18 protein-coding genes are annotated in these 26,870 nt (G+C 64.0%); 9 read left to right on the forward strand and 9 right to left on the reverse strand.

Annotated features, from left to right (window positions below):
- Positions 1-299: 299 nt before the first annotated feature.
- Complete coding sequence (locus M2267_RS09395) at positions 300-6,971, reverse strand: kinesin (RefSeq protein WP_429114187.1); 6,672 nt, start codon at positions 6,969-6,971, stop codon at positions 300-302.
- A gap of 537 nt (positions 6,972-7,508) precedes the next feature.
- On the opposite strand from M2267_RS09395, the gene M2267_RS09400 reads away from it, so the two are divergent.
- Both M2267_RS09400 and M2267_RS09405 read left to right on the forward strand, forming a co-directional pair.
- Complete coding sequence (locus M2267_RS09400; protein WP_043624557.1) at positions 7,509-7,877, forward strand: Hpt domain-containing protein; 369 nt, start codon at positions 7,509-7,511, stop codon at positions 7,875-7,877.
- Positions 7,878-8,119: 242 nt separating this feature from the next.
- Positions 8,120-8,440, forward strand: coding sequence for a 2Fe-2S iron-sulfur cluster-binding protein (locus M2267_RS09405; RefSeq protein ID WP_043624554.1), 321 nt, complete (start codon positions 8,120-8,122; stop codon positions 8,438-8,440).
- 436 nt (positions 8,441-8,876) lie between these two features.
- Here M2267_RS09405 and M2267_RS09410 read toward each other — a convergent pair whose 3' ends face one another.
- Positions 8,877-9,506 (reverse strand): DUF922 domain-containing Zn-dependent protease, encoded by a 630-nt coding sequence (locus M2267_RS09410; RefSeq protein WP_043624550.1) that lies wholly within the window; start codon positions 9,504-9,506, stop codon positions 8,877-8,879.
- A gap of 107 nt (positions 9,507-9,613) precedes the next feature.
- Here M2267_RS09410 and folP point away from each other — a divergent pair, with 107 nt between their 5' ends.
- From folP to folK, 3 genes are all read left to right on the forward strand, one after another.
- Positions 9,614-10,465: a dihydropteroate synthase gene (folP, locus tag M2267_RS09415; RefSeq protein WP_429114189.1), complete on the forward strand. Its 852-nt coding sequence runs from the start codon at positions 9,614-9,616 to the stop codon at positions 10,463-10,465.
- A gap of 114 nt (positions 10,466-10,579) precedes the next feature.
- Positions 10,580-10,948, forward strand: a complete 369-nt coding sequence (gene folB / locus M2267_RS09420; protein WP_034794609.1) for a dihydroneopterin aldolase — start codon at positions 10,580-10,582, stop codon at positions 10,946-10,948.
- Positions 10,938-11,462, forward strand: a complete 525-nt coding sequence (gene folK, locus M2267_RS09425) for a 2-amino-4-hydroxy-6-hydroxymethyldihydropteridine diphosphokinase (protein ID WP_043624544.1) — start codon at positions 10,938-10,940, stop codon at positions 11,460-11,462. The genes folB and folK overlap by 11 nt, the downstream gene beginning before the upstream one ends.
- 79 nt (positions 11,463-11,541) lie before the next feature.
- On the opposite strand, the gene M2267_RS09430 is transcribed toward folK, so the two are convergent.
- The 4 genes from M2267_RS09430 to M2267_RS09445 all read right to left on the reverse strand — a co-directional run bounded on the left by M2267_RS09430 (position 11,542) and on the right by M2267_RS09445 (position 15,591).
- On the reverse strand, positions 11,542-12,093 hold the full coding sequence (locus M2267_RS09430; RefSeq protein WP_043624541.1) for a hypothetical protein: 552 nt from the start codon (positions 12,091-12,093) through the stop codon (positions 11,542-11,544).
- A gap of 262 nt (positions 12,094-12,355) precedes the next feature.
- Positions 12,356-13,441: a YcjF family protein gene (locus M2267_RS09435; RefSeq protein WP_429114194.1), complete on the reverse strand. Its 1,086-nt coding sequence runs from the start codon at positions 13,439-13,441 to the stop codon at positions 12,356-12,358.
- Positions 13,438-14,934 carry a YcjX family protein gene (locus M2267_RS09440; protein ID WP_429114195.1) on the reverse strand — a complete coding sequence of 499 codons (1,497 nt, stop codon included), beginning with the start codon at positions 14,932-14,934 and terminating at the stop codon, positions 13,438-13,440. Before M2267_RS09440 ends, M2267_RS09435 begins: the two co-directional genes overlap by 4 nt.
- Positions 14,935-15,081: 147 nt before the next feature.
- The gene (locus tag M2267_RS09445; protein WP_429114197.1) at positions 15,082-15,591 is read right to left on the reverse strand and encodes a SixA phosphatase family protein; all 510 of its coding nucleotides are present in this window, start codon (positions 15,589-15,591) and stop codon (positions 15,082-15,084) included.
- 404 nt (positions 15,592-15,995) lie between these two features.
- On the opposite strand from M2267_RS09445, the gene dksA reads away from it, so the two are divergent.
- Positions 15,996-16,415 (forward strand): RNA polymerase-binding protein DksA, encoded by a 420-nt coding sequence (gene dksA, locus M2267_RS09450; RefSeq protein WP_043614592.1) that lies wholly within the window; start codon positions 15,996-15,998, stop codon positions 16,413-16,415.
- 171 nt (positions 16,416-16,586) lie between these two features.
- Here dksA and M2267_RS09455 read toward each other — a convergent pair whose 3' ends face one another.
- Positions 16,587-17,573, reverse strand: coding sequence for a flagellar biosynthetic protein FliO (locus M2267_RS09455; protein ID WP_429114200.1), 987 nt, complete (start codon positions 17,571-17,573; stop codon positions 16,587-16,589).
- 268 nt (positions 17,574-17,841) lie between these two features.
- Here M2267_RS09455 and cckA point away from each other — a divergent pair, with 268 nt between their 5' ends.
- Positions 17,842-20,478 carry a cell cycle histidine kinase CckA gene (gene cckA, locus M2267_RS09460; protein WP_429114203.1) on the forward strand — a complete coding sequence of 879 codons (2,637 nt, stop codon included), beginning with the start codon at positions 17,842-17,844 and terminating at the stop codon, positions 20,476-20,478.
- A 107-nt stretch (positions 20,479-20,585) separates the two neighbouring features.
- On the opposite strand, the gene M2267_RS09465 is transcribed toward cckA, so the two are convergent.
- Complete coding sequence (locus M2267_RS09465) at positions 20,586-21,515, reverse strand: pseudouridine-5'-phosphate glycosidase (protein ID WP_043614584.1); 930 nt, start codon at positions 21,513-21,515, stop codon at positions 20,586-20,588.
- A gap of 31 nt (positions 21,516-21,546) precedes the next feature.
- A complete protein-coding gene (locus tag M2267_RS09470) occupies positions 21,547-22,494 on the reverse strand; it encodes a carbohydrate kinase family protein (protein WP_429114205.1) in 948 nt (315 codons plus the stop codon).
- A gap of 319 nt (positions 22,495-22,813) precedes the next feature.
- Here M2267_RS09470 and recA point away from each other — a divergent pair, with 319 nt between their 5' ends.
- Positions 22,814-23,902: a recombinase RecA gene (recA, locus tag M2267_RS09475; RefSeq protein WP_043614579.1), complete on the forward strand. Its 1,089-nt coding sequence runs from the start codon at positions 22,814-22,816 to the stop codon at positions 23,900-23,902.
- A 231-nt stretch (positions 23,903-24,133) separates the two neighbouring features.
- Entirely contained in the window at positions 24,134-26,797 is a 2,664-nt protein-coding gene (alaS, locus tag M2267_RS09480) for an alanine--tRNA ligase (protein ID WP_429114208.1), read from the forward strand.
- The last annotated feature ends 73 nt before the right edge of the window (positions 26,798-26,870 follow it).

Raw genomic sequence — 26,870 nt, forward strand, 5'->3', positions numbered from 1 at the left:
CCGTCGCTTCGCCCAGTGTGGCTGTACAGGGCGTCGACAACGCGTTGTTCACGACGTCTGCCGACGAACCCAAATCCCGCTTGTCCGGCTCCGCTCGCGGGCAGTGGTCCTGAAGCAGCGAGAAGCTCGATAGCACGGCGCACGGGCGCAGAGAGCGCCTGAAAAGCACACCGCGTCATAGAGGGCTTGCCACATCCGAGCGGAAGCGATCAGTCGCTTCTCTTCTCTGATATCCCCGCATACGAAAACGGCCCCGTCACGAGACGGGGCCGTTTTCCTTGTTCTCTATCCGGGCTCGCTTAGCTGAAGCGGCCGGCGGCGTGGGCGAGCATCGTGTAGACCTTGCCGGTATCCGACGTCAGGTAGGTCTGCGTGATGCGCTTGTCCGGGTCGTTGCGTGCGACGTCCGCGAGCAGCTTTTCGAAATCGGCGATGTAGCGGTCGACGGCGGTGCGGAACTCCGGCTCGCGGTCGTACTTGCGCTTGATCTCGTCGAAGGTCTGCTGGCCCTTGAGCGTGTAGAGGCGACGGGTGAAGACGTCGCGCTCGCCGCGCTGGTAGCGGCGCCACAGATCGACCGACGCATCGTGATCGATGGCGCGGGCGATATCGACCGAAAGCGAGTTCAGCGATTCAACCACGTGGCGCGGGTTGCGGCTGTCGCCGGTCCGTGCCGTCGGCTGGGCCTCGGCCGGGCGCTGCGGCGCGGGCGAGGGTGCCTCTTCGCGGGACGCCGCACGGAGCAGGTCGCGCATCCAGCCACCACCTTCGGCGACCTCGTTGCTGACGGCCTGCGACGGCGCCGGCTGGCGAACGGCGGGCTGTTCGATGCCGAGGCTGCCGCGGAGCGCTGGTGCCGGTTCCTGACGGCGCGGCTGCTCGACGACGGGCTGCTGCGCTACGGGCTGCTGAACCACCTGCTGCTGGGCCGCTGGCTGGGGCTGGGGCTGTGCGACCGGTTGCGGCTGCGGGGCTGCCTGCTGCTGCACCGGACGGGCGACCGGAGCGGCGGCCGGCTGCTGGCGCAGCGGCTGGGCCACTTCGAGCTGCGTCGAGGACTTGCCGATGATATCCGACAGTTCCTGCAGCGCCTTGATCTGCTCGCTGACGGCGCGGCGCATGACGGCCGCGTTTTCCTTGGCTTCTTCCGGCAGGTCGAAGGCACCGCGCTTCAGTTCTTCGCGGGTCATGTCGAGTTCCTTGCGGATCTCGCCGGCAGAGCGACGGATTTCGTCGGTCGCACCACTGAAGCGGCCGATCGCCTCGTCGATCGCGACGCGAACGGCGTCACGCAACTGGCCTGCGACGCCATCGGACTTCTTGCCGCTCTCGGCAAGCATGCGCTCGATGTCGGATACCGAGGCCGCAACGCTGCCGCGCAGACGCGAGGCGACTTCCTTGGAGCGTTCTTCGGCATTGGCAAAGGCGCCTTCGATCGAGGCACCGGCATCTTCGCCGACCTTGGCGATCGCCTGCCGAAGGGCTTCCGACGCGCCGAGCGCACGGCCTTCGACCGAAGTGAGCGTCTTGTTGACGTCGGCGAACGAGGTCTCGACGCCGGAGCGAAGCGTGTTTGCGATCTGGCGCGAACGCTCTTCGGCGCGGCTGAACACCTGTTCGACCGAGGCGCCGGCTTCATCGCCGGCCTGGGCCAGCGTGTTGCGCATCGCTTCAGCAGCTTCGGCTGCCCGCTGTTCGGCGCTGGTCAGCAGACGACCGACATCGGAGAAGGACTGCTGGATGCCGCTGCGCAGGTTGCCGGCAACGAGGCCCGAGCGCTCTTCGGCGCGCTGGAAGGCGCCGTCGACGAAGCCCTCGAGCGCACGCATCGTGCGTTCGATCTCTTCCGAGCGCTGGACGAGGCCGACCGACAGGGTGCGAAGCGCATCCTGGCGTTCCTCGAGCGTGCTGACGAGGTTCGACTGGGCGGCGCCGAGCAGGTCGGAGGCTTGGCCGAGAACGCGCGAGTGGTCTTCGAACCGGCCGACAATGCCGCCGATCTGCGACAGGGTGGAGGCCGAGATATCGGAGAGCTTGTCGACCTTGCCTTCGATGAGGCGGGTGGAGGTCGACAGCATGTCGGAGGCCTGGCGGGTCGATTCCGACACGCGGGCGATCGTCGATTCCAGACGCTGGTCCATTTCGCCGAGGTTGTTGCTCGCCTGGTCGATGACGGTTGCGATCGCCGCATTGTTGCTGGCGAGCTGATCGATCAGGCCGATGGCGGTCGATTGCAGACGGTTCTCGACCATCTTCATCGCCTTTGCCGTCTCCTCGGCGCGATAGGAGATCGCGTTCAGCGTCTCGCCGGTGCGCTCGGCAATGGCGTTGACCAGGGCCGCATTTTCCGCACGAAGGCGGTCGGCGCTTTCCTGGGTGACGGCGGCGATGCGCTCGGCGGCCTCGCGGCCGGTCGCCGCATACTGGTCGATGACCGGGCGTGCCTGCTCGTCGATCAGTCGCGACAGCTCCATCGAGCGGCCGGCGAGCATCGAGTTGAGTTCGCGGGTGCGGTCGTCGAGCGTGTTGCGGATCGCCTCGCCACGGGCTTCCAGCGCCTTCTCCGTATTGGTGAGGCCCTGGTGGATGTTGTCGGCGTGGTTGGCGATCTGGCTGTGCGTTGCGGCCAGCCGTGCGGTTGCGCTGTCGGCCGCATCGGCGATCGAGCGGGCGAGTTCGGCATGACGCGCTGCGGTGGCTGCCGCCTTCTGCTCGATCGAGTTGGCAAGCTCGGCATGGCGTGCGGCCGTGGAGGCTGCCGTCTGGTCGATCGTGTTGGCGAAATCCGCCTGGCGCGCGGCAAGTGCTGAGGCGAAATCTTCGCCGGCCTTCGACAGGAGCCCGGCCGAGCGGACGGCTTCCGCGTCGATTTCCTGGGCCGCATCGCTGATGGCGCCGCGCAGGCTGTTCACAAGGCCAGCGGCCTTGTCTTCCATGCGCAGCGTTTCCGCATCGAGCTCCTGGGCGACGTCGCCAACGGCACTGCGCAGCGTGTTGACGAGGCCGGCAGCCTTGTCTTCCATGCGCAGCGTTTCTGCGTCGAGTTCCTGCGCGACATCGCCAACGGCGCTGCGGAGCGTGTTTGCAAGACCGGCTGCCTTGTCTTCCAGGCGTACGGCTTCGGCATCGAAGTCCTCGGCCACGCCACCGACGGCGCTGCGCAGATTGGCGACGATGTCGGACGTCTTGCCTTCAAGGCGGTTGGCTTCGGCGTCGATATCCTGCGTTGCCTCGTGAACGGCGCCGCGCAGGCTGGTGACCAGAACGGCCGCCTTGCCCTCGATCGTGCGGTTGACGTTCTCAAGGCCGATGTTGAGGGCGCGATCCATGGTGCCGAGGCGTTCGGCGATGCGCTCCGCACCGGACTCGATGGCGCCGGTGATCCGGGTGGCCGCCATTTCGCTCATGCGGTCGATGTCGCCAGCGCGGTCGCCGAGGCTGTCGGCGATACGCTGTCCGGCACCGTCGACGATCTGGTTGACGCTGCCGACGCTGTCGCGAACCCGGTCTTCGAGCGAGCTGAGGCTGACTTCCAGGCGCAGGCCGGTATCGTCGACCAGGGTGTTGACGTCGTTGACGCTGCCGCGAATGCGGTCCTGAAGGGCGCCGAGGCTGTTTTCGATCAGTACACCGGTCTCGCCGACGACGGCGTTGACGCCGCTGACGCTGCCACGGATACGGTCTTCAAGCGCACTGAGGCCACCTTCGACGCGCGCCGCCGCATCATCGACGACGGAGCCGACATTGGTGACGCTGCCGCGAATGCGGTTTTCCAGCGCGCCGAGATTGCTCTCGATCCGCGCGCCGGTGTCGTCGACCACGGCGCCGACATTGCCGACGGTGCCACGAATGCGGTCTTCGAGCACGCCGACGCGGGTCTCGAGATGCATGCCGGTTTCGTCGACGATCGAGCTGATGTTGCCGGCGCTCTCGCGCATGCGCTCTTCGAGGGCGCCGAGGCTGGTTTCGACACGCATGCCGGTGTCGTCGAGGCGGTCGTTGAGGCCGTTGATCGACAGGTCGACGCGGTTGGTGAGGCTGTCGGCCGCCAGGCTGATCTGGTTGGCGGTTTCGGCCAGGCGCTCGGCAATATGGCCGGTGGTCGAGCGCATGCGGCTGTCGAGTGCTTCGCCGCTGCGGTCGATGGCTCCGGCGAGTGCCGCCTGGCGCTCTTCGAGCGACATTTCCAGCATGCTGGCGCTGGTGGCAAGCGTCGTCGCGATCGAGGTCGACTGATCGGCAAGCATACCTTCGAGCTGGTCGCGGCCCTGGCCGACGGCGAGGTTGATGGCGTTGATGCGGTCGTCGAGCGTGGCGCGGATCTGCTCGTGCGTGGACGAGAGCGTATCGCGCAGGTGCTCGGCGCGGCCGCTCAGCGTCTCCTCGATTTCCGCTGCCTTGCCGGCGAGCGAGGCGGTCGCTTCGGTGGTGCGTGCCGTGAGGGCGTCGGCGATGTGCGCGCTGGTCTCGGTCAGCGTGTCGGAGATCTTGCTGACACGTCCGCTCAGATCCTCGGCAATGCGGGCGCTCGTCTGGGTGAGCGTATCGGAGATCAGGCTGACGCGGCCGCCGAGGTTTTCGGCGATCGTGTTGACGCTCTCGGAGAGCTTCTGCTCGATGTCGCCGACGCGGTCGGTCATGGTTTCGGCGACAGCCGTTGCCCGGAAGGTCAGGCTGTCGGCCACGTCTTCGGCGTGACGGCTCAGCGTGTTGGCCATCTCGTTGGCGCGCGACGACATCGTCGACGTGATCGCGGCGGCGCGCTCGGCGAGGACGCCGTCGAGCGCCGTCGTCTGGTTGGTGAGCGCGTCGGAGATCGCTTCGCCGCGTTCGGAAAGAACGCGCTCCAGCCGGTCGGCCGTGCCGCTGACGGCGGTATCGATCGAATCCGCGCCCATGGAGAGGATCGTCGAAAGGGCGAGGGTGCGTTCCGACAGGGTGTTGTCGAGGCGGTGCTGGCTGGCAGCAATCGCGCTGGTGATCTCGTCGGTCGAGCCATGCAGGGTCTGCTCGATGCGGGCGTGCGCGGCGTGCAGGCCGTCGACGAAGGCGGCCGTGCGGCTGTCCAGACCTTCGGTCAGGCGCTGTTCGCTCGTCGTCAGTGCGCTCGAAAGCGCGTCGGCACGCTGGCCGAAGCCGTTTTCGATGCGGTCCTGGGCCTGGGTGAGGGCACCCATCAGGCCGCTGGTCTTTTCGGAGAGCACGCTGTCGATGCGGGTGTGCGCATCGCCGATCATATTGCCGAGTTCCGTGGTGCGGCTGGCAATCGTCTCTTCGATGAAGTCCTGGGTGGCGCCGAGCGTGGTCGCAAGCGTCAGAGACTGGTCGGAAAGGGCCGAGCCGATCTTCTCGATGCTGCTGTCGAGCGCGCCGCCGATCGCCTCCGAACCGCCCGAAACGGTCTCGTTGATGCGGTGCAGGCTTTCCATGAGCTTGGTGTCGAGCAGGCTCGCGCGCTTGTCGAAGGCGGAGGCAAACTCGTGGAAGCGCTCGTCGAAGGCGGTGGCGAGCTGGCCGACGGTCGTCTGCAGCTTCTCCTCGAAGAAGCCGCCGCGCAGGTCGAGGTCCATGATCGCGTCGTCGGCGCTGGAGCGCAGGCTCTGGCGGAAGCTCGCGCCCTTTTCGTCGAGCGTGGCGTTGAGCGAGGCGAGTACGTGGTCGAGGCCGCCGGTGATGGCGTGCTGGCCGACGCTCAGGCTTTCGTTGAGGTCGCGGGTGCGGGCGATCAGCGTTTCGTTGAGCTGGCGGGCGCGTTCGTTGAGCGCCGCATTCAGCTTCTCGGTGCTGGCGTCAAGCGAGGAGGCGCGGGTTTCGAACTGGCTGAGCAGATCTTCGCCGCGCTTCGTCAGCGTGTCGCTGAGCTGGTCAAGCCGGGTGTCGAATTCGGTGCTGAGGCCGAGGCCGGCAGCCGTGAGGCCCGAAAGCAGCGCATCGGTGCGTGTCGTCAGCATGCTGCCGATCGACTGCAGGGCGGTGTCGGACTTCTCGCTGAGGGCGGCCGCACGGGTATCGATCAGCGAGGCAAAGGCTTCGCCGGAGATCGCGATGCGCGAAGCAATGTCTTCGCTCGCCTGCTCCAGGTCGTCCTTCAGCTTGCCATGGGCACCGGAGATCGCCGAACGGATACGCTCGGAATGGCCGATGATGGCTTCGCGTTCAAGGCCGAGTTCCTGCACCAGGGTGCGCACGCGCAGTTCGTTTTCGCTGTAGCTGCGTTCGAGGGCGTTGACCTCGGAATGAACAAGCGTTTCGAGCTCGGTGGCGCGGGCGATCGTGCGTTCGATGCCCTCGTTCATCGCCGAGACTTCGCGGCGAACGGCCTGGCCGACGGTCATGACGCGATCAGCGGCAGCGGTTTCCGGCTCGGCAAGGCGCAGGGCGACTTCGGCCATCGAACGCGCGGCGTTGCGCAGTTCCTGCGCGCGGGCGATCATGATGGCAAAGGAGAAGAAGAGCATGATCGGCAGAACGATACCGATCGCAACGCCGACGGCGCCAGGCGTGGCCGAGAGGTCGCTCAGCGAACGGATCTGCCAGATCTGCGGCCCGTAAAGAAGGTTGGCGACACCAAGGCCGGCAACCGCCCAGATGACGGACACCAGCGCGGCAACGCGGATCGCGGCGCGATTGGAGCGCACGTCGAGCGCGCGCAGCATCGCAGCCGGCGAACGGCGACCATCGTCGTTGGCGGCAGAAAGGGACGGGGACTTGGGCGCAGGTTCCGGAGCGAGCGTCTTGGCCGCTTCTGCAGCACGTGCCCCGCGGGACTGTTCCGGCTGAGGCCGTGCTTTCTTATTCTGATCGGGCGTTGCCGCCTGATTGGTGGGCTGAGACACATTTTCCTCCGGATCATCCAAGGAAGTCTTGTCATTCGGGCTCGATGCAAGCTCGTCGAAATCAATCTTCAGGGCAGCTTCCAGAGCCTGGAACGCCTTTTCGTCGATCGACTCATTGCTCTTTTTCGTCGCCATAGGGATACGCCTCATTACCTTTTGCCCAGAGCGGAAAGCGCCTCAGGCCCGTTGTCGGGCAGGGTCTCTTCCTCATGGGCGGTGACGGCAAGATACGCGCATCAGATCTACGCAATACCCTACTGATCACCCACTGCATTGCCTCGACGGATAGTCGCATTTGTGGCCGAATGGGACCACGCGTCGAGCTTATCCACCGGAACGGTTGCCATTTTCGTACGCGGGTCCGTTCCTAAGCGTATCGTAGTGACACATTAGCTGGGTTCTTACAATTAAGAGCGCTTGGGGTTGATTAAAATCCTAATGAAATCTTAATGCGATGCGGAGTTAAAAGCCGGAAAAGATAAGGAAATCAGAGAGTTTAACGAGCATTAACCATTTTCCCAAAATACTGCCTATATTGCGCCCGGATTTGAGCCAATAGGTGCCGGAGCCCGCCGAAGATGGAAGTCTCGATCGTGCGGGCAGCGGCACCGCTCGCGATGGAGCGATGCCGGAAACAGGCCAACATCAAACAAACAATAGGGAAATTGGCTCATGGCGGCCCTCAGGATTGCCTTTGAAGCCCCGGATAGTCCGGGAAACTCTTCTGCGTCAGGCAAAAAGCCGATCGACTTTGCGCACCTCGCCGTGCAGACGATGGGTGACAAGGCGCTCGAAATCGAAGTGCTGCAACTCTTTGCGCGCCAGGCGCGCCAGGTCTTGAAGGAAATTGTAGAGGGCGAGGGCACGCCCCGCGCCCAGGCAGCCCACCGGCTGAAGGGCGCAGCCCTGGCGGTGGGTGCCGTCGACGTTGCAAGCGTTGCCGGCGCGATCGAGCACAATCCGGCCGAAGCCCCGCTCTGCGACCAGCTTGCAGCGGCCGTGCTCGAAGCCGAACTCTTCATTCTGAAGCTCTGCCGTTAGCGGCTTCCGGGCGGACTTGGGCCACCCGGCCCCTGTCTGCCGCCCGATGGCTGCGCCTCGCTTCGAGGCTTCGCGCCGGCGGCAATTGCCACCGGCGCGATCTGCGGCGATGCACCGAATGCTGGCCGTTGTTGACTGACCGGCCGATTTGTTGGAAGAACTTTCCCTGAATTTGCGCCCGAGGCGTTCCTTCTCAACAGGCCTGCGCCCGGCCAATCCACCAGTTAATTCCGGAAAGAGACATGACAAAACTTAACATCGTTGCCTTTGATGGCGCGCGCCATGAACTTGATGTCGAAAACGGCTCGACGGTCATGGAAAACGCCGTTCGCAATTCGGTTCCCGGCATCGAAGCCGAATGCGGCGGGGCCTGCGCCTGTGCGACCTGTCATGTCTATGTCGACGATGCCTGGGCCCAGGTCGTCGGCGCTCCGGAAGCGATGGAAGAAGACATGCTGGACTTCGCCTACGACGTCCGCCCGACGTCGCGGCTTTCCTGTCAGATCAAGATGAGCGATGCGCTTGACGGTCTCGTCGTGCACGTGCCGGAGCGCCAGGCCTAAGGCCTGCGTTTCACGCCCCGTCTTTCAGACCTCCGCACAAAAAAAGCGCCTCGCCGGTCGTTGGACAAGCGAGGCGAGGAGGGCGCATCGCATACAGATGAGGGAGGGAACATCTGCTGCACCAAGACACGCCAGGAGAACCCGTTCCGGCTCCGCTGTTCGATTTCTTCTTTTTCTTTTCAAGTGAACAACGTTGCGCAAGTCAAAGTAAAGGCAACATCTAAGCTTTTCGCGCCGCAATCGCGTCGCGCATAACCTATTCAATTTGTGGGGCTAGTCTTTGTCCCGGCCCCTCTCTCCATGGTTTGAATATAGATGAGTCGCCGGCCGGCAGCCATCGTTATATTTCACCAATAAAATACTGTGGGTATTGCCGCTGAAATGGCCCGAGCCGCGACTATAGTCAGGCTCTTCTTCGGGGTTCCGGCTTTGCTATCTACTGTTGCGCTTTCTTCAGCGTTTCCAGCCTGTATTGTAGAAGACGGATCATGCGCTTGTCGAAGTTCGCGGCTTCGGTGCGGTCGAAGCGGGCCTGATCCTTGTCATGCGCCTCGATCGCGGTCGCGCTGGCGCGGGCAACGCTTTCCTGCATCTCTTCGCACGTGTCCTGCGGCTTCAGCGCCAGGAACATCTTTTCCATCCGCCGGGCGTGATTGCGGGCGATTTCGGCGTGGCGCTCCTCGTGGCGCTTGATGTCGCTCGACAGCGTGTCCCACACGAGTGCGAGGTCACGTCCGGCCTGGCGGCGGTATTTCCATTTGGGCAGAATGATGCGCGTGTTGAGCGTGACGCGGGCCGAACCGACGGCGCAGCGTCCGTTGCGGCTGACATAGGTGATCGAGCCACCGAACTTGATGCGGGTGGCGCCGGGATGCCGGGCGCCGGTCGATTTCATCATCGGGCCGCTGGCCGAGAGTGCCTTGTCCAGTTCTTCCGCAGTCCGGCCGCCGATCGAAAAATAGGAGAAGCTCTTGTTCACCACGGTTTCGCCCGAGGCCGTACCAAACGGGGCGGCAACCAGGAGAGCAAGAAGGGCGACTTTGAACGGGACGCGTACTCGGGACATCAATGCGTGGTTCTCTTCGGTTGAACTTCAATCAAGCTTGGGGCATAGCCAGCGCCGGCGCAACAGCAAAACGATGGCTCCCGGCCGTATACGGATGGTGAGGGAAAATGACTTACAATCCATTTCAGAAATTTAACTGGAAGCTGGCGCACGGACGCAGCCTCGAACTGGGGCCGCGTGGCGTTTTGATGGCGATCGTGAATGTTACCCCGGATTCTTTTTCCGATGGCGGCCGTTTCATCGATGCCGTTGCGGCGGTGGCACAAGGAGTGCGCTGCCTGGAGGAGGGCGCCTTGATCCTCGATATCGGCGGTGAATCCACGCGGCCCGATGCGGCGGCCGTCAGCGCCGAGGAGGAACAGGCGCGGATCCTGCCGGTGATCGCAGCGCTTGCCCGCGATACCGATGCGCTGATTTCCGTCGACACTTACAGGGCGTCCACCGCCCAGCTTGCGGTCGACGCGGGCGCGCATATCGTCAACGACGTGCACGGCCTTCAGCGCGAACCCGACATTGCCACGGTCGCCGCCAGGACCGGCGCCGGCATCTGCATCATGCATACCGGCCGGGGCCGTGAAAAACTCGCAGACGTGATCGCCGACCAGTTTGAGTTTCTCGACCGGTCGCTCGATATCGCGGCAGCGGCCGGCGTGGAGCGGGATCGCATTATCCTCGATCCGGGCTTCGGTTTTGCCAAGGACACGGACGAGAACCTGGAACTGATGGCGCGCTTCGCAGAACTGCACCGTTTCGAACTGCCGTTCCTGGTCGGAACCTCGCGCAAGCGCTTCGTCGGTGCGGTCAGCGGCCGCGAGGCAGCCGATCGCGACATGGCGACGGCCGCGACGACGGCGCTTTTGCGCGTTGCCGGCGCCGCGATTTTCCGCGTACACGATGTCGCAAACAGCAAGGATGCACTGGCAATGGCGGATGCTATGCTGCACGCCAGAGCGAGGTGAGCCTTACTCGCCCGTATTCCGCCTGAACCTGTGACTACCAATCACGCGCATGACTGCGGAACGGCTCGACCGCGCAATCATCGCGATCCAAGAAAGCCGATGGGACTGAGAAGCATGAGCGCGACCTATATCATCACCCTCAAGAACTGCGCCTTCTTCGCGCGCCACGGCGTCTTCGACGAGGAGGAGCTTCTCGGTCAGCGCTTCTTCGTCGACGCCGAGCTTGAAGTCGAGCAGGGAACGGCGCTGGTCGACGACTCGATCGAAGACACCGTGCATTACGGCATCGCCTTCCAGGAAATCGAGCGCATCGTCACCGGCCGCCGCCGCTATCTGATCGAGGCTCTGGCGCTGGAAGTGGCCAAGACGCTCTGCGTGCGTTTCCCGCAGATCAAGCGTGCCAAGGTTTCGATCCGTAAGCCGAATGCGCCGGTTCCAGGCGTGCTCGATTATGTCGAAGTGACGGTCGAGCATGTCGTCTGAGGTGACTTGGCGGGCTGCAACGCTCGGGCTTGGCGGAAATCTCGGCGACCCGCGCAAGGCGATGGCCGAAGCGCTTCGGTTGCTCGATGCCCGCGACGACTGCGTGGTCGAGGCGGTCTCGCGACTTTACCGCACGCCACCCTGGGGCAAGACGGACCAGGCCTGGTTCTACAATGCCTGCGCCAAGGTCGAGACGACGCTCGCGCCCGAAGCCCTGCTTGACGCCTGCCTTGAAATCGAACGGTCGATGAAGCGGGTGCGCGACGAGCGCTGGGGGCCGCGCACGCTCGACATCGATGTACTGACCTTCCAAGGTGTGGCGCAGGCAGGCGGGCGGCTGGAGCTGCCGCATCCAAGGATGACCGAGCGCGGCTTCGTGCTGATGCCGCTTGCCGACTTTGCCGCCGACATGGCCGTTGGCGGCCGATCGGTCGGCGATTGGCTGCAGCAGGCTGACGTCGCCGGCATCGAGATTGCCGATGATCACATGGGCTGGTGGCGCGCAGGCGCCTGAACAGGACCGCAACACAATCCACAAACGACAAAGCCCCGGTCTATGCCGGGGCTTTGTCGTTTGATCGGGCGTTTGACGTTTACTTGATCGAGCCGACGGCGATTGCGTCGATCTGGCGATTGAGGCTGACGCCGATGACCGGCACCATCGTCTCTTCGACCTTGACCGAAATTGTGATGTTCATCGTCTGGTCGTCCTGCAGGCGGGCGATCATGGCACCATTCAGCTTCTTGCGGTTGATGCCGACGACGACCTTGTCCTTGGCGACGTTGCCGGAAATGATATCCAGGCCCTTGCCCTCGGCGCCATCGAGGAACTTGCCGGTGTAGGTGTTTCCCTTCTGGGTGATCAGCGCCGACATCGGCTGCTTGAACACGCCGACGCGGCAGAAGCCGTCGAGCTTGATGCCGGTCTCATCGCCCGCAACCGGCTCGCCGGAGAGGTCGCAAGTGAACTTGGTGCCCTTGTACTTGCCGGCGACAATCTCGCCCGGGCCTTTCCACTGGCCGGCGACCTTCTCGAAGAAGACCTTGTCCTTGGCGCCGGAGAAAGCCGGTGTCGCAAGGCCGACGGTGGCTGCCAGCGCAAAAGCGGCAGCGCCGCGAGCGATCAAAGAAGGGCGCGAGAACATAAACGATCCTTGATGAGTCAACGTCCGAAACTGGATGCCACATTTGCGCGCAAATGGTTAATGGACGGTTTCTGTCTGGCGGATATCGGGGCTGATCGCGGCCGGAAAACCAGTTGTTCACAGGCTTTCGCGGCCTGGTCATTGCCTGCCTTAGCATGCGCTTGCAATCGAACAGCTGTCGGCACTGCGCGAAGCAGGATCGCGACCGGGAGAGCCCGGTTGCGATTCGCTTGCAAACGTTCAGCCTATTGTCAGAGCGAGCTTACTTCTCGCCGTTGTCGCCGAGAACGCGCCCGGCGCCGGGGCTGAGGTCGGAGAGAAAGTCACCGATACCCGGACGTTTCAACGCCCGAAATGGCATGGGACGGCAGAGATCCATGGCGGCGATGCCGATGCGTGCCGTCATCAGGCCGTTGATGACGCCTTCGCCAAGGCGCGCCGAGAGCTTCGAGGCCAGCCCGTGGCCGAGCACCTGCTGGATGAGACTGTCGCCAGCCGCGATCGAACCGGTGACGGCCAGATGGGCGATGACGTCGCGCATCAGCCGCAACAGGCCGAGCGTGCCGGGGCGGCCGCCGTAGAGTTCGGCCATGGCGCGGATCAGGCGGGCGGACTCGTAAAGGACATAACCGAGGTCGACGAGCGCCCGCGGGCTGACCGCCGTGACGATCGACACGCGCTTGGAGGCCGCGAGAATAAGGCGCCGCGCCTCGCGGTCGAGCGGGCTCAGCAATTCCCGCTCGGTGAGTTCGATCACGTGCGGACCGTCGATGATCTCGCCTTCGCTCTCCTTCAATCGTGTGCGCCCGCGCGCCGTTCGCGGATTGCCGGCCAGCAGGTGCACGAGCTTCGCCTGCGCCGCACGCGCCGGTTTCGCAATGGCCGAAGCTGCGGCCGCCTCCGTTTCCGCTTTCAGCTTCTGGATCGCCGTGAGCTGCATCAGCCCTGAAAGCTCGCGGCCAACAACGATCAGCAGCGCCAGCAGCCCGATCGCGACGACGGCAAGCGCGGAGTAGCCGAGCCAATCGGCGCGTGCGAAGAGATCGCGCAGCAGGCGATCGACCCAGAGGCCTGCCGCAAGCGAAAGGATGATGCCGAGCGCGCCGGTTGCGATCTTGCCGACCGACAGCCGGCGTTTGCGAGGACTTGCTTCGGGCAAGGCGAGGGCTTCGACCGCAAGCGTGGTCTCGCGGAACGGGTCTTCCGCATCGGGGGTCAGTACGACGTTGTCGTCGAAGCTCGCAGGCGCGCGCCGCGTCCGCATCTGCGGCGCTGCCTCGGCGGGCTTGTCTTCGCCAATTGAAAAGGCACCGGGACGGCGGCTGCGGCCGTTGCTGTCGTCACTCATGCGAGCCGGTCTCCGAACAGGAATTGCATGGCCCGGTCGAGGCGGATATGCGGTACCGACAGTTTCAAGCCGCCGCCGGTTTCCTCAAGATGTGGCGGACGGAAGCGAACGAAGCTGAGTTCCGGCAGCGGATGAGCGCTCTCGATATAGGTGGTCGCGCCGGACCGGGTCTCCATCGTCTTGAAAAGAACTTCAGGATCTGCCGGCAAATCACCGGGAAATATAGCAGTTTTCTTTTCGCCGTCGAAAAATTCGCCGTTGATCTTCTCGCCAGCGATCGGCGTGCCGACGATGACCGGCAGGGCATGGCCATCGTGGTTGACGGTCGCTTCGCGGGTGGCCCTGACCGATGCGAGCGCCATGACCTCGAGGCCGGCACCACTCAATCCGATGCTTTCGGCAGCGCGGTCGACGAGGCGCGCAGCGATGCGTTCCAGCCGGTCGTGGCTTTCGTGATGCAGGTGATCCGCCTTGGTTGCGGCGATCAGCACCTTGTCGATCCGACGCGTCAGCAGGGAGGAGAGCCAGCTGTTGGTCCCCGGACGGAAGCAGGCAAGCACGTCCGCCAGGGCCTGCTCGAGATCGAGCAGCGCCTCGGGGCCGTTGTTGATCGCCTGTAGCGCATCGATCAGCACGATCTGGCGGTCGAGGCGCGCGAAATGCTCGCGAAAGAACGGGCTGACGACATGTTTCTTATAGGCTTCGTAGCGCCTCTCCATCATCGCCCAAAGCGAACCCTTCGGCGCGCGGCCCTCGGGCAGGTCCGGAAGCGGCGAGAAAGTGAGCGCCGGCGAACCTTCGAGGTCACCCGGCATCAGGAAACGTCCGGGCGGCAGGGTCGAGGGCGAGCGTTCGTCCGCCTTGCAGGCTCTGAGATAGCCGGTGAAGCTCTCTGCGAGCCGACGGGCGCTGGCCTCGTCGGCGGTCGCCGTGGATCCGGCCGACGCGGCGAGCGTCAACCACTCCGCCGACAGCTTCGCGCGGCCAGGTGCACGGGCGCGCGCCACGGAATTGTTGCTGAACGCGCGGAAGTCCTGCGCGAGCAGGGGCAGGTCGAGCAGCCATTCGCCGGGATAGTCGACGATGTCGAGCGACAGCCGGCCTGGCGAAAATAGCCGGTTCCAGCCGCTGGCGCTCTCATATTCAAGCGTGATGCGCAACTGCGAGATGGCGCGCGTGGAGTCCGGCCAGATGCGATCGCGCACGAGGGCGGCTATATGGTCTTCATACTGGAAGCGCGGCACGGCATCGTCGGGCTGCGGCTCGAGCCTGACCTTGGAGACACGGCCCGAGCGCACCGGCTCGAACACCGGCAGGCGCCCGCCGTTCAGCAGATTGTGCACGAGGGAAGAGATGAAGACGGTCTTTCCCGCACGGGAAAGGCCGGTGACGCCGAGCCGGATCGAAGGGTTGACGAGGCCGGAGGCGCGGTCGGTGAGATTATCGAGCGCGATCAGCGCGTCGTCTTTGAAGCTGGTCAGGTTAGGCGCCAAGTCTTGGTCTTTCTTGCGGCGTGTTTCCCGGGATCGTTCGGATCGGCGAGCCTGCGAAACGGCGATCGGCTGCAGGCTGCCTCCGCGATATAGGCACTAATTGCGGCGCCGCAACGCGCACGCGGCATTTCTTCTTACGGTGCGCCGTTATGATGTCGGCAGCAGCATTGATACCAGGCGGGCGGCGGCGGCGGCGCCGACAGCAGGCAGATCCAGGATAGCCAGTCCAGCCGGCGGATAGCCGTCGGGAAGTGCCTCGCGGGCGGCATCGTCTCCAACCAGACTGCACAGCAACTGTTCGATCATCGGGTTGTGGCCGACGAGCATCAGCGCGTTTACATGCCGGTGGGCGTCGATGAGGTCGAGATAGACGCTCGTCGGACCGGAATAGAGCGCATCGATGTAGCGGATATCCAGGTCTTCGCTGACCGTGCGGAAGAATGGCTCGGCCGTTTCGCGGCAGCGCACGGCCGTCGAGCAGAGGATGCGGTCGGGGCGAATGCCCTGGTCGGCGGCCGTCTGGGCAAGCCGCTCCGCATCGATGTAGCCGACCTCGTCCAGCGATCGATCGAAATCGCGCTGGCCCGGAAGCGCCCAGCCGGAACGGGCGTGCCGCAGAAGGTAAAGGCGGAGAGCCTTGGGGGCGCTGTCTTGCATCGAATGGTTCCGGCGTTGCCTGCCGGTTGCAGCGACAGGGTAGAATTTTGTCGGCTTTCGTGTCGGCCGGCAGACCGTCACCTTTCCTCGCCAGGACCGTAAAGATCAAGCTGGCCGCCGTGATTTTTTCGGGGACTGCGGGGTGCTGCGCTTTGCCGCGGTCGCGAATGGACGATGAAATGACGCAAACACATCATTGTCACTTTTCAGCGAGCAGAGGCGGTGTCGTCGGTGGGCGCAAGTCGGAAATCAAGATCCGATGTGTAATTTTGATGAAATATTCGTCAGTTAGCCTGAAACGCGAGCAATATTAAAATACGGTTGAGTGTCTGTTCCGAGGCTTGAATCACGGCTTCCATAGGTCTATACACCGCCGCAATGAGATGTTCTTCAGGAGAATCGCGTTGAGTGAGAAGATCGATCTTAGTACCTTCGTCCTTTCCGAGGACGAAGAATTCATGAATGCCAACCACCGGGCGTATTTCCGGGCCAAGTTGAACGCTTGGAAAAATGACATCCTTCGCGAGGCACGCGAGACACTGGATCACTTGGCAGAGGAGAGCGCCAATCATCCGGATCTCGCAGACAGGGCTTCTTCCGAAACTGACCGGGCAATCGAGCTCAGAGCCAGGGACCGCCAGCGCAAGCTGATCTCCAAGATCGATGCGGCGTTGCAGCGGCTCGACGAAGGCACCTACGGCTACTGTGAAGAAACAGGCGAGCCGATCGGCCTGAAGCGACTGGACGCCCGTCCGATCGCAACCCTCTCGATCGAGGCGCAGGAGCGCCACGAGCGGCGGGAAAAGGTCTACCGGGACGAATAAGCTTTCGGGCTTTCGTAGCAGTCTGAAAAAAGGCGCGGGTCAAACCGCGCCTTTTTCCGTTATGCCGAATTTCTTGCGAAGAAACGAAGCGGATTTTCGCTTCAGTTTCTGGCCTCAGACAGTATCCCGCGTTGTCGCGATGCCCGACGTCGCCGTCGGGCCAATGCGCAATCAGGGCTTACGCCCGGCGGAGATGTCGGCCAGCATGCGGTTCATCTCCTCTTCGATCGTCGGCTCCTTGTGACCGCCATCGGCAGGCGCGCCGAGGGTTGGCTCCTGACGGCCGGATTGAAGCGATGCACGGTTTTCCGGGTTGACGGATGTCGCCGGGCCGAGGCGCTGCAGGTCGCCGGTAATCTCGGCGTCGAGGAGGCGCTCGAAGTCGGAAAGGGCAGCGGCCGGAGCTGGCTGCGGCTGAGGCTGCGACTGGATGATCGGTGCGGGGCGCTGAAGCTGCTGGGGTGGCTGCGCCTGAATGGGCTGTGGCTGCACGGTCTGAGCCATGGCGACCGGACGGCTCATCGGCGCATCGACGTTCACCGAAGGGGGAGCGACGGCGGCAACGGATGGGATCTCGGGTGCCGCTTGGGCGACGGAGCGGGCAACAGGGCGCTGCTCTGCCGCAAGGGCAGGTGCGGCCACCGGGCGCTGTTCGGCCGTAACGCGCATCGGCGCGACAGGCTCGACGCGGGCGACCGGCTGTTCCTCGGTCCGGGTGATGGGGCGAACCGGCGTTGCGACGACGGGTTCGGCCTGCATCGTCGACGCGGGCTGCTGAATGGGTTCCCTGACGGCCGGACGGCTTTCAGCCATCGGTTCGGCGACCTTGCGTTCGATGACAGCGGGGCGTTCGGCCGCACGCTCGTCACCGCCGGCGACGATCCGGCTTTCGATGACGATATCCGTCGGCCCGCCGATCATGATCAGGTGCTCGACATCGTCACGGCGCACCAGCACGAGGCGCCGCCGGGTATCCACGGCGGCGGCGTCGAGCACGGCCAGACGCGGCTGGCGGTTCTTGCCGCCACGGATGAAGGGCGACGAAGGGCGGTTGCGCATGATCCAGAGTACGGCCACGAGGCACAAAAGTCCGATCGCGACCGCTGCAGCGGCGACAACGAACCGGCTGCCGTTGTCGGCGATGATCGTTTCCATCATAGGCTGAACTCCTTCTGCCTTTCGAGTGGCAGTATTTGACGGCTTTTTTCGGGCTCGGACAAGCACTTCGCCGACATTCCCTGTGAATTGGCTCGAATGCTTCCGCACAGGTGCTTTTTGCTGTTATCTCTGATTGTTAAAGATGATTCTTGTCCGAATGATCGAGGGCGTGTCGGCAATGGCCGATTTTGCCCGGCGGTTTGAGCGGATGCCGGCCGGAAGGGCTGGGCCGCGCCCGCGCGCGGCGCCGGCCGCGTAAGAGGACCCGATGACGAAATTGCGGCAGTCAGGCGACTACCAGATGCCGGTTGTTGACCGTGGCGTCAGGCCCGGAACCGTGCTGCGGATCGTGCTGCTCGCGATCGTCCTCACCGTTTCCGCCATCGCCTTCGTGATCTTCCGGAACCAGATGGAAAACGAGATCGTGCTCGGCATCCTCGGCGTTCTCGCCATGGTCGGCATCTTCTTTCTCGTGTCCTCGGTCATCGGCTTCATCGAGGTGATGCCGCAGTCGCGCCCGGACGAACTGGCGCGTGCCTTCCTCGATGCGCATGAGGACGGCACGATCGTGACCGACCGCAAGGGCCGGATCATCTATGCCAACGCCGCCTATGGCGCGTTGACGGGTGCCAGAAACGCTGCCGGCATCCAGTCGCTCGAAACAATCCTGTCGCGCAATCGCGAGGCGACGGAAGCGATCTACCGGCTGACCAACGGCCTGCACGAGGGCAAGCAGGGGCATGAGGAATTCCGCCTGCTGAAGCCGCTTGCGACCGGTGCGGCCACCGGCTCCGGCGCCCATTGGTTCCGGCTGAAGGCGCGCGTCCTGCCGCTCGAAGACAGCGAGCGCAACCCGCTCTATCTCTGGCAGATCGCCGACATTACCGCGGAGCGCGACGACCAGGAACGCTTCTTCAAGGAATTGCAGAACGCGATCGACTATCTCGACCACGCGCCCGCCGGCTTCTTCTCCGCCGGCCGCAAGGGCGAGATCTTCTACATCAACGCCACGCTCGCCGACTGGCTCGGCATCGATCTCACCAAGTTCCAGCCGGGTTCGATCAGCATCGGCGATCTGGTGGCTGGCGAAGGACTGACGCTCGTCCAGGCGGTGCAGGCCGAACCGGGTCTGAAGAAGACCAAGATGCTCGACCTCGACCTGCGCAAGATGAACGGCCAGAGCCTGCCGGTGCGCATGATCCACCGCGTTTCCTCCACCCGCGACGGCGCGCCCGGCGAAAGCCGCACCATCGTCATGTCGCGCGAGGGCGGCGAGGACAGCGACCAGTCGGCGTCGAGCGCGGCGATGCGCTTTACCCGCTTCTTCAACAACACGCCGATGGCGATCGCCTCGGTCGACGGCAATGGCCGGATCCTGCGCACCAACGCGCCGTTCCTGAAGCTGTTCTCCGGCCTCGTCTCGCAGGATGACGTCGAGCGCGGCGCGCTGATTGATGCCGTGGTGCACGAAACCGAGAAGCTTCGCCTGCACGATGCGCTTGCGGCCGCCAAGGACCGGCAGGGCGACATCGCACCGATCGACGCGCTGCATCCGACCGATGGCGAGCGCCATTTCCGCTTCTACGTCAATGCCGTGATCGACCAGACCGACCAGGCGCCGGAGGAAGCGGCGATCATCTACGCGCTGGAGATTACCGAGCAGAAAGCGCTCGAAAACCAGATGGCGCAGACGCAGAAGATGAACGCCGTGGGCACGCTTGCCGGCGGCATCGCGCACGACTTCAACAACGTCTTGACCGCGATCCTGCTGTCGTCCGACCACCTGCTTCTGTCCGCCCGCCCGGCCGACCCGAGCTTTGCCGACCTGATGGAGATCAAGCGCAACGCCAACCGTGCCGCAGTTCTCGTTCGGCAGCTGCTTGCCTTCTCGCGCAAGCAGACGATGCGGCCGACGGTGCTCAACATGACCGACGTCATCGGCGACCTGCGCATGCTGGTCGACCGCATGACCGGAACCAACGTCAAGGTCGAGGTCGATTATGGCCGCGATCTCTGGCCGGTCCGGACCGATCTCGGCCAGTTCGAACAGGTGCTGCTAAACCTTGCCGTCAATGCGCGTGACGCGATGCCCCAAGGCGGCATCATCACACTTCGCACCCGCAACCTGCCGGCGGAGGAGGTCTCGGCCTTCGGACGGCGCGAACTGCCGGACGAAGACTTCGTGATGGTCGAAGTTTCCGACCAGGGAACCGGTATTCCACCTGAGATCCTCGACAAGATCTTCGAGCCGTTCTTTACGACCAAGGAGGTCGGCAAGGGCACCGGTCTCGGCCTGTCGATGGTCTATGGCATCGTCAAGCAGTCGGGCGGCTACATCTATCCGGAATCGGAAGTCGGCAAGGGCACGACCTTCCGCATCCTTCTGCCCCGCCACATCGAGGTGCCGGTCGCTGCGGAAGAGACCGCACAGGCCGGGACAACGCCCGCGACCAATACGATGGCTGTTGCCGCGCCGGCCGCTCAGGCAGTTGCAGCACCCGCTGCGAAGCAGGAAGAGCCGACCGATCTCACCGGGGATTCGGCCGTGGTGCTGTTGGTCGAAGACGAGGAGGCCGTGCGTCGCGGCGGCAAGCGCATGCTGGAAACGCGCGGATACACCGTCTATGAGGCCGGCTCCGGCGTCGAGGCGCTCGATATCATGGACGAGCTCAACGGCGCCGTCGATATCGTGGTATCCGACGTGGTGATGCCGGAAATGGACGGACCGACGCTTCTGACCGAACTCAGGAAGAAGTATCCGGACCTGAAGTTCATCTTCGTTTCCGGTTATGCCGAAGACGCCTTTGCCCGCAACCTGCCGGCGGACGCCAAGTTCGGCTTCCTGCCGAAGCCGTTCTCGCTGAAGCAACTGGCCGTCGCCGTGCGCGAAATGCTCGATTCCTAAGCCTGGTAGGTCTAAACCTCTCTTGAGCGATCCCGGTGAACTCCGGACACGAAAAAGCCCGGCGAAATGATCGCCGGGCTTTTTTGTTCGTCCAAGCCTGTCCGAGATTACTTCGCGTTCAACGCAACGGCGATCTCGCCGGCAAGCCGGGCATTGTTCTCGACCAGCGCAATGTTGGTCTCGAGGCTGCGGCCCTCGGTCATTTCGAAGAGGTTGCTGAGCAGATAGGGCGTGACCGCCTTGCCCGTGATCTCGTCGTTTTCAGCATTGTCGAGCGCGCGGGCGATGTAGATTTCCATCTCTTCGCGCGGGATCTCGGCAGCTTCCGGAACCGGGTTGGCGACCAGCATGCCGCCTTCGACGCCGAGCTGCTCGCGCATGGTCTGGAAGTTGGCGATGGCCGCCGGGCTGTTCAGCATCAGCGGGCTCTTCAGGCCGCTGTCGCGCGACCAGAAGGCCGGGAAGATTTCGCTGTCATAGGTGACGACAGGAACGCCGCGGGTTTCGAGTACTTCGAGCGTCTTCGGAATGTCGAGGATCGCCTTGGCGCCGGCGCAGACGACGATGACGCCGGTGCGGGCAAGTTCGTCGAGGTCGGCCGAGATGTCGAAGGAGAGCTCAGCGCCACGGTGCACGCCGCCGATGCCGCCGGTCGCAAAGACGCGGATGCCGGCGCGGGCGGCGGCAATCATCGTCGCGGCAACGGTCGTCGCGCCGGTGCGGCGCTCGGCGATCGCGAAGGCGAGGTCGGCGCGCGAGACCTTCATCGCGCCCTGGGTCTTCGCCAGTTCTTCGAGCTTGGCGTCGTCAAGGCCGATATGCAGTACGCCATGGATGACCGCGATGGTCGCCGGCACGGCACCCTGTTCGCGGATGATCGCTTCAACACTGCGGGCCATGTTCAGGTTGCCCGGGTAGGGCATGCCATGGGTGATGATGGTCGACTCCAGTGCCACGATCGGCGCGCCACGCGCCTTGGCGGCTGCGACCTCGTCGGAATATTCCATCGGCAGGAAGGGGGAAGCGGGTTTGGTCATGGTCTTTCCTTGGGAGTTCTGCTGGCAAATGTCATGACAGCATTTGGGGCGCGGGCACAAGGGCCAGCGCCTGTTCGAGATTGGCCGCGGACATCTCTTCGGATGCGGCCAAGGGAGAGCGCAAGGTGATTTGAGCGGCTGCGATGCCGTGCCGCAGGCACGCGTTGATGGCGTGGCCACCAAGGCGCGCCGAGAGGAATCCGGAGGCGAGCGCGTCGCCGGCGCCGGTGACGTCGGCAAGCGCGGGAAGGGCTGGCGGAACGGCAACGCAGGTGTCTTCGCCGTCGAAGGCGACGACGGCGCGGCCGCCGCGTGTGACAACGCCACCCGTAAGGCCGACGCTTCTCAGCAACGACGGCCACTCATCCGCCTCGGCCGCATCCTTGCCGGTCAGTGCCCGGGCCTCGGACTCGTTCATGAACAGGAACGAGAGATGCGAGAGGCAAGGCCGGTAGCGGATGACCTTGGCCGGCGAAACGGCGATGCCGGCGACGAGGCGACCGTTGCCGGCAGCCGACTGGGCAAGTGCGGCGATGGTTTCTTCCGGCAGGTTGGCGTCGGTCAGCACGAGCTGGCTCGTGGCAATGACCTCGCGCAGCGCCCGTCGTTGCAACTGCCGTGGCGAGAACAGCCGGTAGAGCTCCATGTCGGCAAGCGCAATCACCAGATTGCCGTCGTTTTCAAGGATCGCCGTATAGCTCGGCGTCTGGCGGTCGAGAAAGGTGAGGGGAGTGTCGATGACGCCGGCGGCGGCCGCGGCTGCGGTCACCATCTCGCCGGCCGCATCGCCGCCGCGGGTGCTGATCATGCGCACACTGTGGCCGAGGCGCGCCATGTTGCGCGCGGCATTGAAACCACCTCCGCCCGCTTCTTCGAACCAGCTTCCCGGATTGCTCGATCCTGGCGCTGTCGTTCCCGATATGCGGCCGCGCCTGTCGATATGCGCACCGCCGAAAACGGCGATCTCAGCTTGCGTCATGAATGTTCCTCTGCTTGGCCGATCGGCCGAATATCTGTTGGCATTTTGCAATGCCGCATCGCGAAGCGCCACGCGCCCGAGCCGTCCGAAGTGTCATGCGCCAACGAATCGGCCGGGCCTAACCGGGCAGGTTCGAAGTGCTGGCGCCAACATTCGAAAACTCTGGTTTCGCTCCGTGAACAAGAATCGAACGCATGGTGGATAGCTATTGTTTTTCAATGTGTTGTCGCGCTCTTGCAAATACGGAACAAAACATGTACAAAAACTCCTGCGGCGGCTTCATTGCCTCGGTAGCTTCAATAACCTAAAGGTGGACCAAATGGCACAAAACTCTTTGCGGCTCGTAGAGGACAAATCGGTGGATAAAAGCAAGGCACTTGAAGCGGCACTTTCCCAGATCGAACGTTCGTTCGGCAAGGGATCGATCATGAAGCTCGGTGGGAAGGACAGCATCATTGAGATCGAGACGGTTTCGACCGGCTCTCTCAGCCTCGACATCGCGCTCGGCATTGGCGGCCTGCCGAAGGGCCGTATCGTTGAAATTTACGGCCCGGAAAGCTCGGGTAAGACGACGCTGGCGCTGCAGACCGTTGCGGAAGCTCAGAAGAAGGGCGGCATCTGCGCCTTCGTCGACGCAGAACACGCGCTCGATCCGGTCTATGCCCGCAAGCTCGGCGTCGATCTCGAAAACCTCCTGATCTCGCAGCCCGATACCGGCGAACAGGCGCTTGAGATTACCGACACGCTCGTGCGTTCCGGCGCGATCGATGTTCTCGTCGTCGACTCGGTTGCCGCACTCGTGCCGCGCGCCGAAATCGAAGGCGAAATGGGCGACAGCCTGCCGGGCATGCAAGCCCGCCTGATGAGCCAGGCGCTGCGCAAGCTGACGGCTTCGATCTCCAAGTCGAACTGCATGGTCATCTTCATCAACCAGATCCGCATGAAGATCGGCGTCATGTTCGGTTCGCCGGAAACCACCACCGGCGGCAACGCGCTGAAGTTCTACGCCTCGGTCCGCCTCGACATCCGCCGCATCGGTTCGGTCAAGGAGCGCGAAGAGGTCGTCGGCAACCAGACCCGCGTCAAGGTCGTCAAGAACAAGATGGCGCCTCCCTTCAAGCAGGTCGAATTCGACATCATGTATGGCGAAGGCGTATCGAAGACCGGTGAACTGGTCGACCTCGGCGTCAAGGCCGGCATCGTCGAGAAGTCGGGCGCCTGGTTCTCCTACAACAGCCAGCGTCTCGGCCAGGGCCGCGAGAACGCCAAGACGTTCCTGCGCGACAATCCGGATCTCGCACGCGAGATCGAGACGGCGCTGCGCCAGAACGCTGGCCTGATCGCCGACCGGTTCCTTGAGAATGGCGGTCCGGAAGCGGACGACGGCGACGAGCCGCCGGAAGCATAAGCCGCTCGGTCCACTGAGGTTACCCAAAAACCGGTCGCCCCATGGGCGGCCGGTTTTTTGCTGGCGTCTGGACAGTCGGATATGTGAGCGATAAAAGCCTTTGGTTCCGGCGACCCAGCGCGTTGGAGGGTGCGGTCACCGTGGGCGGCTGCAGGGTTTAGGGACAATGGCTTAGTGGCGCGGCGTGGGCCGGACCCGGGCCGGAATCGGTGCTTAAGAATAGGACGCAAGATGAGCGGCGTGAATGAAATCCGGTCGACCTTTCTCGACTATTTCCGCAGGAACGGTCACGAGGTCGTGTCGTCGAGCCCGTTGGTGCCGCGCAATGACCCGACATTGATGTTCACCAATGCAGGCATGGTGCAGTTCAAGAACGTCTTCACCGGCCTGGAACAACGCCCCTATTCAACGGCCGTGACGGCGCAGAAGTGCGTTCGCGCCGGCGGCAAGCACAACGACCTCGACAATGTCGGCTACACCGCACGCCACCACACTTTCTTCGAGATGCTCGGCAACTTCTCCTTCGGCGATTACTTCAAGGAGCGCGCGATCGAGCTTGCCTGGAACCTGATCACCAAGGAATACGGCCTCGACGCCAAGCGCCTGCTGGTCACGGTCTACCACACCGACGATGAGGCCTTCGATCTCTGGAAGAAGATCGCCGGCTTCTCCGACGACCGCATCATCCGCATTCCGACCAGCGACAATTTCTGGGCGATGGGCGATACCGGCCCTTGCGGCCCGTGCTCGGAAATCTTCTACGACCACGGCGACCACATCTGGGGCGGACCTCCGGGCTCGGCCGATGAAGACGGCGACCGCTTCATCGAGATCTGGAACCTCGTCTTCATGCAGTACGAGCAGATCACCAAGGAAGAGCGGGTCAACCTGCCGCGTCCGTCGATCGACACCGGCATGGGCCTCGAGCGTCTCGCCGCCGTGCTGCAGGGCGAGCACGACAACTACGACATCGACCTGTTCCGCGCGCTGATCGCCGCTTCTGAAGAAGCAACCGGCGTCAAGGCCGAAGGCGACCGTCGCGCCAGCCACCGCGTCATTGCCGACCACCTGCGTTCGTCCGCCTTCCTGATCGCCGACGGCGTGCTGCCGTCGAACGAAGGCCGCGGCTACGTGCTTCGCCGTATCATGCGCCGCGCCATGCGCCATGCGCAGCTGCTCGGCGCGCAGGATCCGTTGATGTGGAAGCTCCTGCCGGCGCTCGTCGGCCAGATGGGCCGCGCCTATCCGGAGCTGGTGCGCGCCGAAGCGCTGATCTCCGAGACGCTGAAGCTCGAGGAAACCCGTTTCCGCAAGACGCTGGAGCGCGGCCTCAACCTCTTGTCCGACGCCTCTGCCGATCTGTCGGAAGGCGACCAGTTCAACGGCGAGACCGCCTTCAAACTCTACGATACCTACGGCTTCCCGCTCGACCTGACCCAGGACGCACTGCGCGCCAAGGGCATCACCGTCGATACCGACGCTTTCTCGGCCGCTATGGAACGCCAGAAGGCTGAAGCCCGCGCCAACTGGGCCGGTTCCGGCGAAGCTGCGACTGAAACCATCTGGTTCGAGCTCAAGGAAAAGCACGGCGCGACCGACTTCCTCGGCTACGACACAGAGACCGCCGAAGGCGTGATCCAGGCGGTCGTGCGTGACGGCGCCGTCGTCGCCTCGGCTGCCAAGGGCGACACCGTCCAGGTTATCCTGAACCAGACGCCGTTCTACGGCGAATCGGGTGGTCAGATGGGCGATACCGGCACGATCACCGTCGAAGGCGGCAAGCTCACCGTCACTGACACGCAGAAGCGTGGCGAGGGGCTCTTCGTCCACTTCGCGACCGTCGCCGAAGGCACAGTCAAGACCGGCGACGCGGCCCAGCTCGACGTCGATCATGCGCGCCGCTCGCGCCTGCGCGCCAACCATTCGGCAACGCACCTCCTGCACGAGGCGCTGCGCGAAGTGCTCGGCACCCATGTGGCCCAGAAGGGCTCGCTGGTGGCGCCCGAGCGCCTGCGCTTCGACGTCTCGCACCCGAAGCCGATGACGGCCGAGGAGCTGAAGATCGTCGAAGAGATGGCCAACGAGATCATCGTGCAGAACTCGCCGGTGACCACGCGCCTGATGAGCGTCGATGATGCGATTGCCGAAGGCGCGATGGCGCTCTTCGGCGAGAAGTACGGCGATGAAGTTCGCGTTGTCTCGATGGGCCGCGGCATCCACGGCTCCAAGGCCAACCGCGCCTATTCGGTCGAACTCTGCGGCGGCACGCATGTGTCTGCCACCGGTGACATCGGCCTCGTCCGCGTCGTCTCGGAAAGCGCCGTCGGCGCCGGCGTTCGCCGCATCGAGGCGCTGACCGGCGAAGCGGCCCGCGCCTACCTCAACGAGCAGGACGAGCGCGTGAAGACGCTTGCCAATACGCTGAAGGTTCAGCCGGGCGACGTGCTCGGTCGCGTCGAAGCTCTGCTCGACGAGCGCCGCAAGCTGGAACGCGAGCTGACCGAAGCGAAGAAGAAGCTGGCGCTTGGTGGCGGCGGCGAGGCCGGTTCTGCCGACGCAGCCCGCGACATCGCCGGCATCCGCTTCCTCGGCAAGGTCGTCTCGGGCGTCGAGCCCAAGGACCTGAAGAGCCTTGCCGACGACGGCAAAAAGAGCCTCGGCTCCGGCATCGTTGCCTTCGTCGGCGTTTCCGGTGACGGTAAGGCCAGCGCCGTCGTCGCCGTAACCGACGACCTGACGTCGAAGCACAGCGCCGTCGACCTCGTCCGCATCGCGTCCGCCGCTCTCGGCGGCAAGGGCGGCGGCGGCCGTCCCGACATGGCCCAGGCCGGCGGCCCGGATGGAGACAAGGCGGCCGAAGCGATCGAAGCGGTGGCCGTCGCGCTCGCCGGCTGATTGCCAGCGACAGAATAGGAAAAGGGTGCCCGTTGCGGCACCCTTTTTTGTTTGCTGCGTCAGGTCTTATCGA

The organism is Ensifer sp. KUDG1 (assembly GCF_050434285.1).
In the GTDB taxonomy this organism is placed as follows: domain Bacteria; phylum Pseudomonadota; class Alphaproteobacteria; order Rhizobiales; family Rhizobiaceae; genus Ensifer.